We start from the raw sequence: 18,158 nt of genomic DNA on the forward strand, positions 1-18,158 counted from the left end.
CGGGAGGAACGAGGGACATGCCGAAGCCGTGGCCGACGGTTCTCTCGTCGCGTGGGAGACCACCCGGGACGGTGGAAAGGACGAAGTGAGGAGTCGCAGACGCTGGTGGTGCGGGTGGTCCTGGGCCGGTGCCACAGGGCCGCCGACCCGGTGACGGTGCGCGCGGAGGAGACCGAGGACACCGTCACCCTGCACGGCACCTACCTGTCCTCACGGGACTCGTGCCTGGCGGAGGACGTTCGCACGGTTGCGGTGGAAGTGGAGCTGGCCGAGCCGCTGGGGAACCGTGAGGTGCAGGACACGTACGGCGAGTCGATCGACTAACGGTCAAGGCAGGCCACGGGGAAGGTGCGTCCGGGGCGGCGGCCGACGATCTTCCCGAACACCGGTGCGGCGACACCGCCGGGGGAGGGGCGCGCACCGCGCCCGGACGGCAGGCGCCTCACCCGCCGTGTGCCGTCGTCCCTTCGGCCGAAGGAACAGGAAGAGTCCCGGCGTACGCGGCGATGCGGGCGTTCCTGGCGTGGATGAACTCCATGCTCGTCTCCATGTACCGGCGGTACGTCGCCAGGTCCGGCGGCACCGACGGCATGGCGAACTCGTCGAACGGCATCGCGAACCGGACCCGGCCCCCGTCGAGCAGGTCGTGGAGGAGGAAGTGGTCGATGAACCCCTCGAAGGTCTCGAACAGGGCGAAGAAGTCGGTGTACCGGGCGAGAACGTCGCCGAGCGGGCTCCGCCCGCCCGCGTAGTGGCGGCGGACGCACTCGACGGTCAGGTCGAACCGGTCGGCGATCCGCGGGTGGAAGCCGCGGGCGCCGTTGATCGTCTGCTTGGTCCCGATCCTGTTGCCCGGCCAGATCATCGTCCCGCCGATCGTGTAGGCCAGGTTCCAGAACGCCTCGAACTCGCCGTCGTCGAGTTCCGCGACGACGGCCGCCGCCTTGTGCGGGAACGTGGGGACGACGGCGTCGCTGCTGAGCCAGAACAGCCCCTTGTCCGACTCGTGGACGAGGTAGCCCCCCGGCCTCGCATCGGTCAGGTCGAAGCGTGTTCCGTCGGGGAGTTCCCTGCTCCAGAGCGTCCGGTGGTAGTGGTGCAGGGTGTCGCTGAAGGCGTCGGGGTCCTTGCCCGCGGGGGTGTCGGTCTGGAAGTCGTACGTCGTGTCGATCAGGCGGCCGTCGAGTGGTCGCGACCTGCTCGACGGGCCGGTCGCGGACCCGGAGGCGCCGCCCACGGCGCGGACGGCATGGTCGGGGCAGTGGATCCGTAGCCACCCCTTCGCGTGCCGGGCGTGCCGACGCTTGACGACCGTCAACCGGTCGGCGGGCAGAACGGTCCCGCAGGTGGAACACCTGCGGTGGTCGGGGCCCGCGGTGTTCCGGTCGGGGAAGACCTCGCCCAGGACACGGGGCTCGTCGTACCCGATCAGGTCTCGCTCGTCGGTCATGCCCGGGCCCCCTTCCGTTGCTGCTCGGTCCCGGCACGCCGGAGAGGCGGAGATTCCACGGTGGTCCTTCTCGTCGTCAGGGGGCCGTCCGCCGCATCACCGCCGCGGTACGCCTGGATGTCCGTAGAGGGCGGGGTCAGGCCCCGATGCGGGGGTCGGTGAGGATGCCGAAGATGTACGACGGCCCCTGGAGGTCCTGGATCCTCCCGGGGCCGCTCAACGGCATGAGCGCGTACGCCTCGGCGAAGTCGGTGCGGGGGATGACGCGGTCGGTGTTGTTCAGGTGGACCTGCCCGTGCCGGACGGCGTAGCCGAACGGGATGCCCCTCTTGGTGTGGAACACCTGGCCCGCGCACGCCTCGATGCTGTGCCGGACACCGTCAAAGGTCGCCATGGCCCCATTCTCCGCTGACGGGTGCCGTGTACGGCAAGACCCGGGGCCCTATCCGTGCCCGAGAAGTCCTCGCACCGCCTCCAGATCGGACTCCCGGTTCCGGCGCAGCCGGCCACGGCCGTCGGCGTCCAGATCGGCGGGCCGGATCACCACCAGCCGCAGGTCGTGCGCCGGGATCTCGGTGTCGCGCCGCCGGTCGTACAGGGCGCGCTGCTCGCCCCGGTGCACGCCGCTGACGGTGAGCTTGTCGGGCTTGTCGAAGTGGGGCATGGGCCGGTCGTGCTGGAGTTCGCGGTACTCGACCACGAGCCGTCGCCCCGGCCAATAGGAGTCGACGGGGAGCCTGACCCGCCTGCCGTTGGCACCCGGGTCACCGAGCAGCCAGTCGAACCTGTGCTGCCGGGTTCCGGTCTCGCCGAGGACCTCGTCGCACAGGCCGATCACGTACGCCTCGTCGCTGTCGTCTCTGCCCATGCCCGGATGATGCCACCTCCCGCTGCCGCACGGGGGCGGATCACGAACCGATCAGGGGCCACTCCGACCTTGCACACCCCCGGTTGCCGCGGCCTCCACCAACGGCACCGTGCGGGTGTGGGACGCCGACATGCCCTTGGAGGAGCTGACGCGAGTAGCGCGGCGGTGTACCTTCCGGGCCCTGACACCGGAGGAGCGCCGCACGCACCTGCTCGCGGTCTCTGAGGGTTGAGGGGCGGGTGCGGGGTCAGTAGACCCTGGTGACCTCGCGGACCTCGGTGGAGAGCAGGTAGTCCTTCGGGTCCAGGGCCGGGGCCTCCCGCCGGGGAGAGCCCCAGTAGATGCGGTTGCGCTCGGCGAAGCCCTCGGGGCCGTCGTAGGAGATCTCCCAGACGAAGTGGTCGCGTTCCTGGTCGATCCAGGCGCCGCCGAGGGAGGAGCCGAACTTCAGGCGCAGGGGGACGATCTCCTCCCGCCAGCGCCGGACCCACTCGTGGAGCAGGCCTGCGCGGACGGTGTAGGTACGGAGTTGCGTGGTGGTGGCCATGGCACTGCTTTTCCAGGGGTGCTGTGTCGTGGTCGGACGGAAGTTCAGCAGCTCTCCCGAGGCGAACATGCTGGGAAAGCACCGACGCCCCGGCCGGGGGAGGGCGGGGCGCTGCGGCGGGATGGTGGTTCGGGGCTACGGGTGGGATCTGCGAGCGGAGGTGAGGAAGGCGTCCCACTCCGCAGCGGGGAAGGGTAGATGGCCCCGGGCCGGGTGCTTGGAGTCCCGGACGGCAACCCCGCAGGGCAGGTCGGCGACCTCGACGCAGTTCTGTCCGTGCCCGCTGTAGCTGCTCTTCTGAAACACGAGCTCGTTGTTCATCATTCGCTCTCTAGGGACTGGAGGACCTCAGCGATGAACCTTGCTGACTGGGCCGTGCTCATCGCAGAGCCCTGAACATCGCCGAAGGTAACAGTATGTTGCTCCACCTCTTCTGCCTCCTCCAGGAAGAGTCCGTCCCCAGCCGTCTCAATGAACACGATGGGAAGGTCGCGAGGGTCCGGGAAGTCCAGGATGACGAAAGGAGCTACCAGCGCGGCATGAGAACCAGCGGAGAAGGGCAACACTTGCACGTCTACGTTGGGCAGCTTGGCCATATACAGCAGATGCCGTAGCTGCTCGGCCATGACGTTCGTTCCGCCGATCACACGGCGAAGAGCTGCTTCATCCAAAACAGACCGGAATCGAGCGGGGTTGATCCGGGTCAGGATCTGGCGTCGCTCCATGCGGGCATCTACTCGACGCTGAAGGGCGGATGGCTCGGTATAACGCCCTCCCTGGAGTAGAGCTGTTGTGTACTCGGGGACTTGCAACAGACCTGGGATGACTGAGGATTCGAAGGTGCGAATGGTGGATGCCTCGGACTCGAAGTCCGGGAGCGACTGAGGGCCGAACACTTCGCGGTACTTGGACCACCAGCCGCGCACCTTGGCGTCCTTGGCCAGCGCATGCAGGGCTTCGCGTTTGTCCGGAGCTGTGACCTGGTACAGGTCCATCAGCTTGTCGAGGTCGCCGGGCTTCACCGTTTGAGTCTCGGCGTTCTCGATCTGGCTGAGTTTTCCGGCCGCCCACTTCAGGGCCTTGGCCACCTGGGTGGTAGTGAGACCGGCACCGGCGCGAGCCCGCTTGAGCTCAGCGGAGAGGCGTCGGCGGCGGAGCGTGGGGCTGTGGAGAGTTGCCATGGGAGCAGTCTAGGGCACCTGAAGTGAGATTCATGAGTCAGCGTTGACTTTTCTGAATCTCATGTTTTATGGTGAAGGTGTTGTCGGTGATCGATCCCTCACCGAGGGTGGTGGGGGTCGTTGCTGGTCAGGCTATGCCGTGGCCGTCCCCCGCGTCCGGTGAACGCGCAGGTTTCCCCTGTCCGTGGGCGCACCGGCCGTCTCTGTCGGAGATTCCCTGTTCGTCTGTGCCGAGGAGTGTCTTTGTCATGCTCGCAATCGTTCCCTCACCTCCGCCGATGCCGTCGCTGCCGGAGGTGACCCTTCCCCTGGGGGAGCTGGTGCCGCGGCGGTGCCGGCACTACTTCAACCCGCACGCCCGCCGGGCGCACTACAACGTGCGTTCCTACGAGTTCGGGTCCTCGCCGCAGCTGATGCCGCTGGTGCGGGCCTTCCTGGACACCTGCGCCACCGGGCGGGATGCCGACTACCGGTACCTGTTCACCCTGCTGGGCTCGGAGCTGGCGTCCAACGCGCTCACGCATTCGCTGTCGGGACGGCCGTTCGGAACGTTCACGCTCCGCTGCGAGCGCCGCCGCACAGGGCTGCACCTGACCTGTACCGACCAGGGCGACCTCTCCGGCCGCACCACTCCGGACGGGCAGCGCGAGCACCTGGTCGCCGACCCCTGCGGCCTGGACGCGGATGCGGAGTCGGGGCGCGGGTTGGCGCTGGTCGACGCCCTGTCCACCTCCTGGGGCGACAACGGCATCGCCGACCACCGGCAGGTGTGGTTCTTCCTCGCCTACGACCTGACCGGCAACCCGTGGACCACCGCGGCCTGAACGGCCGTCTTCGCACCCCGGAACGCGAAACGGGCCCAGGAGAGCGCGGCAACGCTCTTCCCAGGCCCTCACAATCCCGGAATCCACACTGCGATATGTAGGAAAGCAGGATCGATGACGCATCCTATCCCGGGCCCCCGGCCCTCCAGCGACCCGCTGTTCCGCCCGCCGCCACCGCTGCCGAGGCGGAGTCCGCAGGTCGGCCCGTTCTGTCCGTCCTGCGCGCACCCCTCCTGCCGTACCCTGCGCGCCCAGCGCCTGCCCCGGCTCGGCGGCCACCGCTCCGAAGTACCGGCGGGAGCACGCCCTCGCCGCCGCCTTCCAGGAGGACCACCCGCACCTGGTCGTCTGGTTCGGTGAGGCCACCGGCTCCTACTGGGTGGCCTCGTCCACCGGCCTCGCCGAGGTTCCCGACACCGATACCCTCGCCCGCCTGCCGGGGCCGCTCCCCAGTCGGCCCTGAGCCCGTCCGGGAAACCGGGTGCGACCGCGCCCCCCCGCGCGGTCGCACACCCTGTTCGAACTGTGGATAGGGGCCTATCCGTCATCGGTACCGATGACATGCCGGGTAGGCGGGAGCCCGGCCGCTCTCTGGCCGCCGCACCCGTGAGGATGTACGGACCCGAGCCGCTCGGAAACGGCCAATCGACGGTGCACATTGCTCTTCGCCGCGACCGGGAATCCCCGTGCGGTCTCGCGGATGCTTCTTATAGCGTGGGCTCACTCGACCACGTTCGTCCGGCTCCCACCCCCGGGACCACGAACGAGCTGAATGGACACACGTGAGTTCGCACCCCTTCGAACAGTTCGAGAACAACCTCTCCTACGCGCGCAACATGGTGACCGGAGGGCGGGCCCTGGAGGGCCTGCGCGGCATCGGCGCGAACTACGGCGACCTGGCCGCGGCCCACCCTGAGGACCTGTACCGGGCGGCCTGGTCGCAGGCGGTGTCGGCTCTGGACCACTGGCTGCACGAAGAGGTCTGCAGGCGGGCGGGCGCGTTGGTCCGCTCGCAGGAGCGGCCGCTTCCCGAGCGCCTGTCCAAGCTGAAGCTGCCCCTGGCCACCGTCGAGCAGATGGCGGACAACCCCCTGGGCTCGGTCTTCGACGAGTTCATCACCGAGGAGATCCGGCGGGACACTTACCAGCGCAGCAGGGGCATCAGCGAGGGCCTGCGGCTCATCACGCACCTGAACGCCCAGGAGATCTGGGAGCGCATCGCTGCGGGACTCGGGGTCACGGCGGCCCAGGCCCGCGAACGCCAGGACTTCGTGGTCGAGCGCCGCAATCGCATCGCGCACCAGGCGGACCTGGGAGCGGACGGCCGGCGCACCCCCATGACCGCTTCGGACGTCGAAGCCGCCCTGGAGTGGATCGAGGGCGTCGCCGGGCAGATCGCCGGCATCCTGTCGGCCGTCCCGCAGCCGGTGGAGGTGTCAGCCGAGGCCCCCGCCTGGCTGGTCAGAGGCGGCCGTCAGGGCAAGTCCGAGGCGTGGGCACTGGAAACCGGCATGATCGGCATCGGCTTCCACCGCATGGGGGATCTGACCGCCGTCGATGACCGGGCCCGGATGGTCGAAGTCACCGAAGAGGCCTACAAGGGCGAGAACCCGCGGACCATCGGCAACCACGCGGGTCAGCTGTGGGCCTTCCGCGGCAAGATCCAGCCCGGGGACTTGGTCGTCATGCCGCACAAAAGGGCGTCGGTACTGGCGATCGGCCGTGTCACCGGGGACTACGTGTTCGTCGCGGACGCCCCTGACGGCACCAGGCACCGGCGTTCCGTGGAATGGATCCGCACGGACCTGCCGCGTGCCGCCGCGGAACAGGATCTGCGCTACTCACTCGGCTCCCTTCTGACCGTCTGCTCTCTGTGGAAGAACGACGCCGCCTGGCGCCTGGCCGAACTGGCCAGGACCGGCGACGATCCCGGCCCCAGAGACACCGAGGCGTAGGCCTGCGGACGCGACTTTCAAAAGCCCTGCTCCGCTGGAGGCCGCACCAGGGGCCACGGACGGCCGGGCGGGCTCCGCCTCGGCCCTCGGGAGTCCGGTGTGGTCCAGCGCTCCGTTCCGGCGCCGCCACCAGCACTGCGGAGCGGCGCTCTCCACCGGCGCTGCCGTCCACCTTCCCCGGGATGCGTTCGGGCCCGCGGGGGACTCCTTCCCCCGAGATCGTCCACGTGGGTGTGTGAAGCCCGCTCCCCGGGGCCGGGCCCGTCCCGGCCCCGCGGGGCGTGTGCTCAGGCGCTCCCGCCGTCGCCGGGGAGGTTCGGTTCCTCCCGGAGGAAGACCGTTTCCGCGTGGTGTCTCAGGGCGTCTGCGGACGGCCGGTCGGCCTTGCGCTCGGGGAGCCGGATCCCGGTGCCTTCGAGGGCCGAGTACTCACCGGCGGCTTCGCCGTGCAGGCGGGGGCTGACGTGGACGGTGAAGTCGGGGGTGACGGTGATGTAGCCCGCGTCGAAGAGCCTGTGCAGGTCGGCGCGCAGCAGCAGGCCGTTGTCCAGGCGGTGCAGGCCGCCGTCCGCGACCGGGTGGATGTGGGCCGCGTCCAGGGCGGGCAGCAGGTCGAGTCCGGTGACGGCGCACCTGCCCCCGTAGGCCTCCAGCAGGGCCAGCTTGAACGCCTGCTGGCCGAGGCGCCGACGGGACCGGCCGTATCCGCCCAGGGTCGGCCCGTCGTGCTCCCAGGTGGCGGTGTCCTCCGGCCCGTCGTCCACGGGGTCGCCGGTGGCGGCCAGGACGCGTTCCGCGATCGGGGCGAAGTAGGCCGAGTGTCGGTCGTCTCCGAGGATGTCGTCGTAGCCCTTGCCCTGGACCAGGCTCTTCGCGAAGTCCTCCGGTGGCGGGAAGGTCGAGCCCTCGTCGAAGAACACCGGGTCGCGCAGCATGATGCAGCCGATCAGGGGGTCTTCGCCGGGGCCGATCTCGGGGTTGCCCTCCTTGGCCCGGTACCGGTTGAGCGCGTCTCTGAGTTCGTCCACGTGCTTTCGGCCGTTGCCCTCGCCGAACGCCTCCCAGGCGGTGGACAGGGGGACCCGCGCGAACCCGCTGAACACGGCCCCGCCGACGATCCTGTTGTGCGGGAACCGGGTCTTGAACAGGAACAGGTCTCCGGTGGCGATGCGCTTGAAGACCTGTTCCGACGAGGGGCGCCAGAAGTTGATCTCCTTCAGGTGGGGGCGTTGCGCGAGGAACTCGGCCCAGGGCCGGTCGGTGACGCCGACATATGCCTTCATACGGTGAATTATGTCTTTGGCGGCTTTCACTTTTTTATCGGGCCACCGGCCGGTGGCCGGGTCCGGCGGTGGGGTGTCCGGGGGCGGGGGTTCTGGGATCATCGGGGCCGAGCGGACCCCCTACGCGAAAGCGGTGCCATGGCAGACCCCCTGCGCGACGGCGACCCGGCCCGGATCGGCCCCTACCGGCTGGAGGGGAGGCTGGGCGGCGGCGGGATGGGACGGGTGTTCCTGGGCCGGTCGCCCGGCGGGCACCGGGTCGCCGTCAAGGTCGTGCGGCCCGAACTGGCCGAGGACGAGGACTTCCGGCGCCGGTTCGCCACCGAGGTGAGGGCCGCCCGCCGGGTCGGCGGGTTCTACACGGCGCCGGTCGTCGACGCCGACCCTGAGGGGGACCCGCCGTGGCTGGCCACCGCCTACGTGCCCGGGCCGTCGCTGCACCGGGTGGTGGCCGACCGGGGCCCGCTGCCGGCGGAGGAGGCCGCCGCGCTCGGGGCGGGGCTGGCGGAGGGGCTGGCGGCCGTCCACGCGCAGGGGATCGTGCACCGCGACCTCAAGCCCGCCAACGTGCTGCTGTCCGGGGAGGGGCCGCGGCTGATCGACTTCGGGATCGCGCGGGCCCTGGACACGACGTCCTACACCCGCACCGCCACGGTACTGGGCACCGCCTCGTTCATGTCACCCGAGCAGGTGCGGGCGGAGCGGGTCGGCCCGGAGTCGGACGTCTTCTCGCTGGGCTGCCTGCTGGTGTTCGCCGCGACCGGGCACGGCCCCTTCGGGGAGGGGCCCGGGCACGCGGTCGCCTACCGGATCGTGCACGAGCAGCCCGACCTGTCCGGGCTGCCCGGGGCGCTGGCGGAGGTGGTGCGGGACTGCCTGGCCAAGGACCCCGGGGCGCGACCCGACCCGGGTGCGCTGACGGCCCGGCTGGCGGCGCTGGCGCCGGTGGACGGGCGTACCGTCGGCGGCGGGTGGCAGGAATGGGAAGGGGCCACCGAGGTCCTCCCCTGGGGAGGGGCGTTGCGGCCGACGGCGGTCGTGACGGAGGCCGGGGGCGGGGCGGGTCGGACTCCCGGGTCCGGAACGGGCCCGGAGCCGGACGGCCGCACCGCCAGGAGGGCGGTGGGTCTGGCCCGCTCCGCTTCCCTCGGGAGCCTGGTCATCGTTGTGCTGGCCATCGTGGGCCTTCTCTTTCCCGGTGCACCGACCTGGGCGATCGTGGTGAACCTGGTGGCGGGCCTTATCGAGGCGCCGCTTCTCTTCCTGGGGGCGTGGTGGCTGTCCCGGCGGAGGGAGGCCGGGAGGCGGACGGTCATCAGGACGGGCGTGGCGGTGTCCGTGCATGGGGCGAGCATCATCGTGCAGGTCTTCTTCCTGGGAGGGCCGTGGTCCCTGGCGTTGATCGCCGTCGTGTTCGGTCTGGTGAGCGCCGGTACGGCGGCCGGTGCCGTGGCAGCGGCCGCCCATCCGGACACCGGCCGCTGGTGTTCGGGTGGTGCGGGGGCGCGGTGAACGCCGTGCCTGCGCGGCGATCCGTCGCTTTCCGGACCTAAGACTCTGGAACCGCCCCCGGGGCTCGGATAGGTTCGCGCCACTGCGCGGTCTTCCCGGCCGCCGGTTCACGGCAGTGCGCCGACGCGATGGAGGAAGCGTGTACGGAAAGACCGCTGTCGAATGGGAGCAACTGGTCGACGCGACCGTGGGCTTCCTGGAGGAGCGCGCCCGGGCGGGGGCGGTGGCGACCTACACAGAGTTGAGCCGCGCTCTTGTGGTGCGGACCGGGCAGCGGGCCCTGGACTTCGCTCGGGAGGCCGACCGGGCGGCGGTGGGTCGCCTGCTCGGGGAGGCGGTGGACCGGACCCTGCCCGAGGTCGGCGCCATGATCTCGGCCATCACCCTCTACCAGGGCGGGAACGACCCCGGCCCGGGCTTCTACGCCCTGGCGGTGGACAAGGGGTTGCTGACCCCGAACGCCTCCCCGGCCCAGAAGCTGGATTTCTGGACCGGGCAGGTGAACCGGGTCTACGCCCACTACCGGTTCCTCTGATCCAGGTCGAGGAGGGCTGGGTCAGAACCCGCGGAGGTGTTCCAGGGCCGCGGACACCTCGCCGTCGGGGTCCTCGACCATCTCCTCGGCTTCGTCGGTGAGGGAGTGCAGTAGGTCGGTCAGCTCCATCGCCTCCTCGACACGGCCGGAGCCCGCCAGGAGGTCGACGGCGTCGGCCGCGCCGCGCACGGCGCGGGCGTACTCTGCGGCGTGCTCCCAGGGGACCGTGTCGGTGAGGCGCAGGGCCCCTTCGAAGAGGACGCGCAGGGCGTCCAGGTCTGCGGTGGAGGCGGCCGCCCGCACCTGGAGGTCGAGGGCGAGGGCGGGGGAGCGGTCGGTCTCGGAGAGGAGGAGGGCGAGGAGTTCCTCGCGGTCCAGGGAGCGCAGGTAGTCCTCGGGGTCGGGCACGGCGGGCGCCGTGGACCCGTGCTCCTGCTCGTACAGGTGGACCAGGGCCACCGCGACCACGTGCTTGCAGCAGTTGCCCTCCTGCGCCCACGGGCAGGTGCAGTCCCAGGAGAAGCGCCGTCCGGTGCGCAGTTCCACGCGGTAGCGGCGGGTCCCCGACACGGTGGCCCGCACACGGTCGCCCTGGTGCCGGAGGCCGGACACCCGCCCCAGGTAGTCGATGCCGCGGTCGAAGGACTTGTGCCCGGCCAGGTCGCGGAGGGATTCACGGGTGAGGGAGGTCATGGCTTCATGACACCACGGCGGGTGCGGTTCCCGGGATGGACATCGAAACGGTCGGTGGTGTCCGGGACGATGCCCGTGTGCGAACGGGTCATGTCCCGTGGAGTGGTGTGAGAACGACGGTTGTTCGAACAAGAACGAATCGCCGACCAGTGCGTCGACCTCTGGGGCTCTGGAGTCGAACGAAGTCGCACCACTCGGTGGGACACCATCCGCGAACGAGGCGGGGAGGGGCATGGGCATCTGGGACACCGGACCGTTCGGCAATGACACGGCCGCGGACCTGTGCGGTGACCTCGACGGCGCGGCGGCGGAGGAACGCCCGGGCATGGTCCGCGGCGTGCTGCTGCGCGCGGTCGGGAGTGTGGAATACCTGGAGGAGCCGGAGGCCGAGGAGGTCGACGGCGTCGGCCGGGTGCCCGGGCGGCGCCTGCCGGACCTGGTGGGCGAGCGCGCCTTCGCCGCTGACGCCCTGGACCGGGTTCTGGCCGGGGGACCGGAGCCGGGAGGCCTCTGGGACGGGTCGCGCGGCGGGCCGTGGCGCCCGCCCGTGCCCGTGCCCGGGGGTCGGTTCGGCTTGTTCTGAGCCCCGGGCGGGCCCGGTCAGGCGTGGCGGGAGCGGCCGGTGGGGGTGCGGTGGAGGAGCGAGAGAGAACGCGTGCTCCTCCGGGTCGCGGCCCGGCCGGTGCGTCCCGGGCCGGTGCCGGGGCGTCCGCGCCCCGCGGAGAACCGGGCGCACCAGCCCGAGCACGAGCAGCCGGGCCGTGTGCAGCGGCCGGTGACGGCGCGGCGCTTCGGGGCCGCCATCAGCACCGGGCCGCACGCCGCCGAGTCGAGCTTCAATACGGTGCCGTTGCGTTTCCGAGTGTTCACCGGGCGAACGTACCCCGCGTCCCGGAAGCGGGGAAAGGGATTTTCCGGCCCCGACCGGGAGCCCCGCGGACGGGGCACGGAGCCGGCCGTGGGGCGGGTGGGGCGGAGGAGTGTCGGGGGAGTGGGGTAAAACTGTGCGAAGTTCGCATATCCCCCGATAAGTGAAGACGGGATCCCCCATGCCCTGGAAACCCCTGCCCCGGAACCCGAGTGCGATGCTGTGCGCGGCGGCGGTCGCGGTGATCGCCCTGACCGGCTGCGTCCCCGCGGAACGCCTGCTCAACGACGTCGCCCAGGAGGTGACCGGGTTCCCGATCACCCATGACCAGGTCGACCGCGACGACCCGTTCGGCGGTACCGAGGCCGAGGAGTACGAGGAGGGGTTCACCGTCCCCGAGGCGGCCGGGATCGGCGAGTACCCCGCCGACCGGGTCCAGGCGGCCTACGACGCCACCGGCGAGCTGCTGGAGGCGGTCTACCTGGACCAGGAGTCCGTCTTCGGGGGTGACGACATGCGCTTCCGGTCCCTGCTGAGCGGGCAGGCGATGGACTGGTACCAGGAGTACCACGGGCACGAGGACCCCGCGCTGGACAGCCGCAGCCTGCTCTTCCACCTCACGCCCGGGAGCGCCGAGCCCATCGGCGACGTGGTCAAGGTGGACGGCCGGATGTGGGCGGAGACCGCCGAGGACCGGTACGGGATGCCGTACCTGGCGGTGCGCACCGAGTACACGATCGTGCACCCGGTCGCCCGGCCGGGGGAGAAGGTGTCGGTGCGCCTGGTCACCTCGCACTACGGCGAGGTGTCGTTCTACGACGTCGGTGACGGCCGCTGGGAGGCCTGGCCGAACTGGTGGCGCTCGGCCGGTCCGGCGCACTGCCTGTGGGACGAGTACACCTTCACGCCCGCCTACTCCGACGAGATGCCCGAGGGGGAGCGCCCCAGGGGCTGGATCGAGGACGACCCCTACGACCTGGAGTCCGCGCGAGACATGGGTGAGGAGGAGTGCGGGGCCATCGGCACCACCTGACCCCCGGCCGACGGCCCGCCCGGCGACCCCCGCCGGGCGGGCCGTCCGCGTCCGTGGACGACGTGCTGGACGCCGCCGCCGCGGCGTGGAGCGCCCACCGGATCGCCCGGGGGGAGGCCGGTTCTGTGGGCGACACCGGTCGGCACGACGGCCGCGATGTCATCCGGTTCTGAGGCCGGGGGATGGAGCCGGGCCGGGGCCGGAAACAGGGGGCCGGGGCGACCGGGAACCCTCCGGGCGGTCGCTGCACCGTGGCCGGTGATGCGGCATTGGGGTGTTTTGTGGATTTTGTGGAAGTGGCGGACCGCAGTGTTATGTCATGATCTTCCGTTGTGCGTGAGATGTGGGTCACGGAAAGAAAGTCGAAGGTTTATTTTAAGGGTCTTCGTACTTTTGGGTTATCGGGTCTCGGATTCCAGCGATTTGCAGTGGAATTCCTCCGTTCGCTTGCGGGGCCGGCGGCGGCGCCTCTAGCGTGGGCAGCGCTTTCGCGGTCGGGGGACGCATCCGTGTGCCGCCTCCGGTTTGCGCTTGGCGACCGAATCGAACCTTTTCCACCTGTTCCGGGGTCCCTTTCACCGGGTGCGGAACGGGGACCCTCACACGACACAGGAGAGATACGGCCGATGTCGACCGAAGCCCCCGAGGTGCGTGGCGGTCAGCAGAAGAGCCTGAGCACCGCCGCCGCGCGGAATCTGGCCACCACCACCAAATCCGCCCCGCAGATGCAGGGCAAGAGCTCCCGCTGGGTGCTCAAGACCCTGCCCTGGGTCCAGACCGAGGGCGGTGTCTACCGGGTCAACCGCCGGATGAGCTACACCCTGGGCGATGGCCGGATCGAGTTCCACCAGACCGGGTCGCGGGTCCAGGTCATTCCCCGCGAACTCGGCGAGCTGGCGCTGCTGCGCGGCTTCGACGACGAGGAGGTGCTCACCGACCTCGCCGACCGGTTCGAGCAGCAGGAGTTCGAGCCCGGCCAGGTCCTGGTCTCCGAGGGCGACCCGGTCGACCGCCTGTACCTCATCGTGCACGGCCGGATCAGCCGTGTCGCCACCGGGCGCTACGGCAGCACCGACCGGCTCGGCGTGCTCGCCGACGGTGACCAGTTCGGCGAGACCCACCTGGTGACGGAGGACCCGGTGTGGGACTCCACCTACCGGGCCGACACCTCCGGCGTGCTGCTCACGCTGACCCGCAGCGCCTTCGCCGAGGCGGTGGACCGCTCCGAGGCGCTGAGCTTCCACGTGCAGATGTTCGGGGCCCTGCCGCAGCAGCGCCAGAACAAGTACGGCGAGGCCGAGATCGAGCTGGCCTCGGGCCACGACGGCGAGTTCGAGCTGCCGCAGACCTTCGTCGACTACGAGCTCAGGCCCCGCGAGTACGAGCTCAGCGTCGCCCAGACGGTCCTGCGCATCCACAGCCGGGTCGCCGACCTCTACAACAAGCCGATGAACCAGACCGAGCACCAGCTCCGGCTGACCATCGAGGCGCTGCGCGAGCGCCAGGAGCACGAGCTGGTCAACAACGACGACTTCGGCCTGCTCAACAACGCCGACTTCGGCCAGCGCATCCAGGCCCAGGACGGTCCGCCCACCCCGGACGACCTGGACGACCTCATCACCATGCGGCGCAACACCCAGTACCTGTACGCGCACCCCAAGGCGATCGCGGCGTTCGCCAAGGAGTGCAACAAGCGCGGCCTGTCCATGGACACCGCCGAGATCAACGGCAACCGGGTGCCCGCCTGGCGCGGGATCCCGATGCTGCCCTGCGGCAAGATCCCCGTGACCGAGCACCGGACCTCCTCGATCATCGCGGTGCGCACCGGCGAGGACAACGAGGGCGTCATCGGCCTGCACCAGACCGGGCTGCCCGACGAGGTGGAGCCGGGACTCAGCGCGCGGTTCATGGGGATCGACGACAAGGCCGTCATCTCCTACCTGGTCAGCACCTACTACTCGGCCGCGATCCTGGTCCCCGACGCCGTCGGGGTCCTGGAGAACATCGAGGTCAGGCCGCGTGCCTGACGCGCCGCCGACACTGCCGACACGATCGGCGGCGGCGGTGCCGGGCCCACCGGCACCGCCGCGGACGACACCGACGAAGGAGGGGTGACACGGTGTCCTCGCTGTCCAGGATGTTCGCCGCGCCCGCCGCACCCGAGATCGCGGCGCTGGTGGACGCGCTGCTGCGCGATCCCCGGCGCCCCGGGCCCGCCGAGCTGCCGCTGCGGGCCGCCGCTCCGGCCGGCCCGGGGACGGCCGCGGTCCCGTCCCTGCCGGTCCACCCGCCCGGCCTGCGCCCGGCGGGGGCGTCCGGTGCCGTGGTCGCCACCGCTCCCGCGGTCCCGGCGGCCGCCGCCGACCCCGGGACCCGGGTGGCGGGAGGGGAGAATGACCCCGTTCCGGTCCTGTACTGCCCGCCCGCGATGCGCGACGACCCGGCGCTGGGCGACGAGGTGGACGACCGGCTCGTGGCGTGGGCCGAGGAGGTCGGCGTCTACCCCGGCCAGCTCGACCGGGTGCGGTCCGCCGGGTTCGGGCGGCTCATCATGCTCGCCCACCCCGAGACCGACGACCCCGACCGCCTGCTGGCGGCCGCCAAGTGCGCCCTGGCCGAGTGGTCGGTGGACGACCACTACGTGGACGGGGAGGCCGAGGAGGCCCGCCACGACCTGCTCGGGCAGCGCCTGGCCATCGCCCACTCGGTGATCGACCAGGCCCACCTGCCGCGCCGCTACGCGCCCGTGCTGGAACGCGTGGTGCGGGCCGACCCGGTCGCGGTGGCGCTGCGCTCCAGCATCGACAACCTGGCCCGGTACGCCACCTGGCAGCAGGTGCGCAGGCTCCGGCACGAGCTGGCCATCATGTTCGTCGCCTACAACCAGGAGGGCGTCTGGTACACCACCGGCCAGCGCCCGCCGGTGTGGGAGTTCCTCATGCACCGGCACGAGAACAGCTTCGTGCCCTGCATGGCCCTCATCGACCCGGTGGCCGGGTACGAGCTGCCCGCCGAGCAGTTCGGCCGCCCCGAGGTCCGGCGGGCGTTCACCCTGGCCGGATCGGCCAGCGTCATCGTCAACGACCTCTACTCCATGGGCAAGGAGGACGTCGACGACTTCAGCCTGCCCCGGCTCATCGAGACCGAGGACGGCTGCACGGCCCGCGAGGCGATGGTGCGCACCGTCGAGATCCACGACGAGCTCATGCATACCTTCGAGGCGGAGGCCGCGGCCCTGGCCGCCACCGGTCCGCCCGAACTCGGCCGGTTCCTGTGGGGCCTGTGGGCCTGGATGGGCGGCAGCCGCGAGTGGCACGCCAGCACCGCCCGCTACCACGGGCACGCCGAGACCGCCCGGGCCTGACGGCCGGCCCGGTTCCCCGAACGTACGCACACCGCTTCTGCATGTTCGGCATGCGCACCTTTCGCATGCCCTCGGGGCACCGCCCCGCGACACCACGACGACAAGGAGTTCCCTCCCGATGACCGACACCATGCCCGCGCCCACGACCGCGCCCAAGGCCCCGGAGAAGGTCCTGCGCACCGCCTACCAGGAGTCGGTGGCCGCCTACTGGAACGCCGAGCAGGACCCGGTGAACATCCGCCTCGGCGAGGTCGACGGCTTCTTCCACCACCACTACGGGGTGGGGGACTACGACCCCTCCGTCCTGGAGGGCCCCGAGGAGACCCGGGACCGGCGCATCATCGAGGAGATGCACCGCCTGGAGACGGCCCAGGCCGACCTGCTGCTCGACCACCTGGGCCCGCTCGGCCCCCAGGACCGGATCATGGACACCGGGTCCGGGCGCGGCGGCACGAGCTTCATGGCCAACGCCCGGTTCGGGTGCAGCGTGGACGGGATCAGCATCTCCCGCAAGCAGGTGGACTTCTCCAACGACCAGGCCCGCGAGCGCGGCGTGGACGACAAGGTGAAGTTCCACTTCCGCAACATGCTCGACACCGGCTTCGAGACCGGCTCGCTCAGCGCCAGCTGGAACAACGAGTCCACCATGTACGTGGACCTGTTCGAGCTCTTCGCCGAGCACGCCCGCCTGCTCAGGCACGGCGGCCGCTACGTGACCATCACCGGCTGCTACAACGACGTGACCGGCGGCCGCTCCAAGGCGGTCAGCCGCATCGACGAGCACTACACCTGCAACATCCACCCGCGCAGCCACTACTTCAAGGCCATGGCGGCCAACGGGCTGGTCCCCATCTCCGTGGTGGACCTGACCGACGCCACCATTCCCTACTGGGAGCTGCGGGAGAAGTCCTCCGTCGCCACCGGTGTCGAGGAGCCCTTCCTGACGGCCTACCGCGAGCGCAGCTTCCACTACCTGCTCATCGCGGCCGACCGGATCTGAGGCCTCCGGGCCGCGGGGACCGCCGCCCCGCGGCCCGGACGCACCGTGCTTCCCGGGGCGGCCCAGGCCGCCCCGGGGAGACCGCGCCCCGGACCCCGGCGCACGCCGTGCCCGCCCCTGGCGGGCACGGTCCCCCGCATCCGCACTGAACCCGAGGACGGCGATGTCCCACTCCCCGAGCACGAGTACGAGCACCGCGGCGCCCGAGCGCCCCGACCCGGCCCCGGCGCAGGACCCGATCCTGCTGGAACTGGTGGACGAACACGGGGCCACCACCGGCGTCGCGGAGAAACTGTCGGCCCACCGCTCGCCGGGCGTCCTGCACCGGGCGTTCTCCGTCTTCCTCGTGGACGGGGACGGCCGCCTGCTGTTGCAGCGCCGCGCCCGCGGCAAGTACCACTCGCCCGGGGTGTGGTCCAACACCTGCTGCGGCCACCCCTACCCGCAGGAGCGGCCGCTGATCGCGGCGCTGCGCCGGGTGGGGGAGGAGCTCGGGACGGTGCCCGCCCTGCTGCGCGAGGCCGGGACGGTCACCTACCACCATCCCGACCCGGCCTCGGGCCTGGTGGAGCACGAGTTCAACCACCTCTTCGTGGGCCGCCTCGACCTCCCCGCCGCCCCCGACCCCGACGAGGTCGAGGAGGTCCGGGCGGTGGACCCCGCGGAGTTGGAGCGCCTGCGCGTCGCCGAGCCGTTCTCGGTGTGGTTCACCACGGTCTGGGACGCGGCCCGCCCGCAGGTCCGGGACCTGGCCCCCGGGGCGGGCTGGTAGGCCCGCCCGACGGCGCCACGGCGCCACGGCGCCACGGCGTTACGGCGCGAGGCGGGAGAGCACGGGCGGCAGCGGGCCGGTGTGCGCGACGGTGAGGCGGCGGGTGGCGCGGGTCAGGGCGACGTACAGGTCGTTGGCGCCGCGCGGCGCCGCCAGCAGGGCGTCGGGGTCCACGACCACCACGGCGTCGAACTCCAGCCCCTTGGACTCGGTGGCGGTCAGCGCCACCACGTCGTGCTCCAGGCCCCGGGCCCCGGCGGCGCCGGGCAGGGC

The 18,158-nt window shown here is 71.2% G+C and carries 21 protein-coding genes; 12 read left to right on the forward strand and 9 right to left on the reverse strand.

The window, feature by feature from the left end:
• Nucleotides 1–105: 105 nt before the first annotated feature.
• The gene (locus tag QJS33_RS12780) at nt 106–324 is read left to right on the forward strand and encodes a hypothetical protein (protein WP_306368153.1); all 219 of its coding nucleotides are present in this window, start codon (nt 106–108) and stop codon (nt 322–324) included.
• Between the two features lie 118 nt (nt 325–442).
• On the opposite strand, the gene QJS33_RS12785 is transcribed toward QJS33_RS12780, so the two are convergent.
• From QJS33_RS12785 to QJS33_RS12810, 6 genes are all read right to left on the reverse strand, one after another.
• Nucleotides 443–1,450: a hypothetical protein gene (locus QJS33_RS12785; RefSeq protein WP_306368154.1), complete on the reverse strand. Its 1,008-nt coding sequence runs from the start codon at nt 1,448–1,450 to the stop codon at nt 443–445.
• A gap of 136 nt (nt 1,451–1,586) precedes the next feature.
• Complete coding sequence (locus QJS33_RS12790; RefSeq protein ID WP_306368155.1) at nt 1,587–1,844, reverse strand: hypothetical protein; 258 nt, start codon at nt 1,842–1,844, stop codon at nt 1,587–1,589.
• A gap of 48 nt (nt 1,845–1,892) precedes the next feature.
• Nucleotides 1,893–2,318, reverse strand: a complete 426-nt coding sequence (locus QJS33_RS12795; protein ID WP_306368156.1) for a hypothetical protein — start codon at nt 2,316–2,318, stop codon at nt 1,893–1,895.
• 247 nt (nt 2,319–2,565) lie between these two features.
• Nucleotides 2,566–2,865 (reverse strand): NIPSNAP family protein, encoded by a 300-nt coding sequence (locus QJS33_RS12800; RefSeq protein ID WP_306368157.1) that lies wholly within the window; start codon nt 2,863–2,865, stop codon nt 2,566–2,568.
• 135 nt (nt 2,866–3,000) lie between these two features.
• On the reverse strand, nt 3,001–3,186 hold the full coding sequence (locus QJS33_RS12805; RefSeq protein ID WP_306368158.1) for a DUF397 domain-containing protein: 186 nt from the start codon (nt 3,184–3,186) through the stop codon (nt 3,001–3,003).
• The gene (locus tag QJS33_RS12810; RefSeq protein WP_306368159.1) at nt 3,186–4,046 is read right to left on the reverse strand and encodes a helix-turn-helix transcriptional regulator; all 861 of its coding nucleotides are present in this window, start codon (nt 4,044–4,046) and stop codon (nt 3,186–3,188) included. The genes QJS33_RS12805 and QJS33_RS12810 overlap by 1 nt, the downstream gene beginning before the upstream one ends.
• Nucleotides 4,047–4,294: 248 nt before the next feature.
• Here QJS33_RS12810 and QJS33_RS12815 point away from each other — a divergent pair, with 248 nt between their 5' ends.
• Nucleotides 4,295–4,870: an ATP-binding protein gene (locus tag QJS33_RS12815; protein ID WP_306368160.1), complete on the forward strand. Its 576-nt coding sequence runs from the start codon at nt 4,295–4,297 to the stop codon at nt 4,868–4,870.
• A 782-nt stretch (nt 4,871–5,652) separates the two neighbouring features.
• Nucleotides 5,653–6,825: a restriction endonuclease gene (locus tag QJS33_RS12825; protein WP_306368161.1), complete on the forward strand. Its 1,173-nt coding sequence runs from the start codon at nt 5,653–5,655 to the stop codon at nt 6,823–6,825.
• A 287-nt stretch (nt 6,826–7,112) separates the two neighbouring features.
• Here the strand turns inward: QJS33_RS12825 and QJS33_RS12830 are convergent, their stop codons facing one another.
• Nucleotides 7,113–8,108: an HNH endonuclease gene (locus QJS33_RS12830; protein WP_306368162.1), complete on the reverse strand. Its 996-nt coding sequence runs from the start codon at nt 8,106–8,108 to the stop codon at nt 7,113–7,115.
• Between the two features lie 138 nt (nt 8,109–8,246).
• Between QJS33_RS12830 and QJS33_RS12835 the strand changes: the two genes are divergently transcribed.
• Entirely contained in the window at nt 8,247–9,620 is a 1,374-nt protein-coding gene (locus QJS33_RS12835) for a serine/threonine-protein kinase (protein WP_306368163.1), read from the forward strand.
• A 139-nt stretch (nt 9,621–9,759) separates the two neighbouring features.
• Nucleotides 9,760–10,155, forward strand: coding sequence for a hypothetical protein (locus tag QJS33_RS12840; protein WP_306368164.1), 396 nt, complete (start codon nt 9,760–9,762; stop codon nt 10,153–10,155).
• A gap of 21 nt (nt 10,156–10,176) precedes the next feature.
• Here QJS33_RS12840 and QJS33_RS12845 read toward each other — a convergent pair whose 3' ends face one another.
• Nucleotides 10,177–10,848, reverse strand: a complete 672-nt coding sequence (locus QJS33_RS12845; protein ID WP_306368165.1) for an SWIM zinc finger domain-containing protein — start codon at nt 10,846–10,848, stop codon at nt 10,177–10,179.
• A 232-nt stretch (nt 10,849–11,080) separates the two neighbouring features.
• On the opposite strand from QJS33_RS12845, the gene QJS33_RS12850 reads away from it, so the two are divergent.
• The 7 genes from QJS33_RS12850 (at nt 11,081) to idi (ending at nt 17,885) form a co-directional block, all read left to right on the forward strand.
• A complete protein-coding gene (locus tag QJS33_RS12850) occupies nt 11,081–11,431 on the forward strand; it encodes a DUF4259 domain-containing protein (protein ID WP_306368166.1) in 351 nt (116 codons plus the stop codon).
• Between the two features lie 466 nt (nt 11,432–11,897).
• On the forward strand, nt 11,898–12,749 hold the full coding sequence (locus QJS33_RS12855; protein ID WP_306368167.1) for a hypothetical protein: 852 nt from the start codon (nt 11,898–11,900) through the stop codon (nt 12,747–12,749).
• Nucleotides 12,725–12,922 (forward strand): DUF429 domain-containing protein, encoded by a 198-nt coding sequence (locus tag QJS33_RS12860; RefSeq protein WP_306368168.1) that lies wholly within the window; start codon nt 12,725–12,727, stop codon nt 12,920–12,922. The genes QJS33_RS12855 and QJS33_RS12860 overlap by 25 nt, the downstream gene beginning before the upstream one ends.
• Nucleotides 12,923–13,375: 453 nt before the next feature.
• A complete protein-coding gene (locus tag QJS33_RS12865) occupies nt 13,376–14,776 on the forward strand; it encodes a family 2B encapsulin nanocompartment shell protein (protein ID WP_306368169.1) in 1,401 nt (466 codons plus the stop codon).
• Between the two features lie 92 nt (nt 14,777–14,868).
• Nucleotides 14,869–16,113, forward strand: coding sequence for a family 2 encapsulin nanocompartment cargo protein terpene cyclase (locus QJS33_RS12870; RefSeq protein WP_306368170.1), 1,245 nt, complete (start codon nt 14,869–14,871; stop codon nt 16,111–16,113).
• A 118-nt stretch (nt 16,114–16,231) separates the two neighbouring features.
• Nucleotides 16,232–17,113 carry a geranyl diphosphate 2-C-methyltransferase gene (locus QJS33_RS12875; protein WP_306368171.1) on the forward strand — a complete coding sequence of 294 codons (882 nt, stop codon included), beginning with the start codon at nt 16,232–16,234 and terminating at the stop codon, nt 17,111–17,113.
• A gap of 163 nt (nt 17,114–17,276) precedes the next feature.
• A complete protein-coding gene (gene idi / locus QJS33_RS12880) occupies nt 17,277–17,885 on the forward strand; it encodes an isopentenyl-diphosphate Delta-isomerase (RefSeq protein WP_306368172.1) in 609 nt (202 codons plus the stop codon).
• A gap of 39 nt (nt 17,886–17,924) precedes the next feature.
• Here the strand turns inward: idi and QJS33_RS12885 are convergent.
• Nucleotides 17,925–18,158, reverse strand: a 234-nt coding sequence (locus QJS33_RS12885; RefSeq protein ID WP_306368173.1) for an ATP-binding domain-containing protein, incomplete at its 5' end; no start/stop codon positions are given.

Origin of the sequence: Nocardiopsis sp. CC223A (assembly GCF_030766825.1) — a bacterium.
In the GTDB taxonomy this organism is placed as follows: Bacteria; Actinomycetota; Actinomycetes; order Streptosporangiales; family Streptosporangiaceae; genus Nocardiopsis.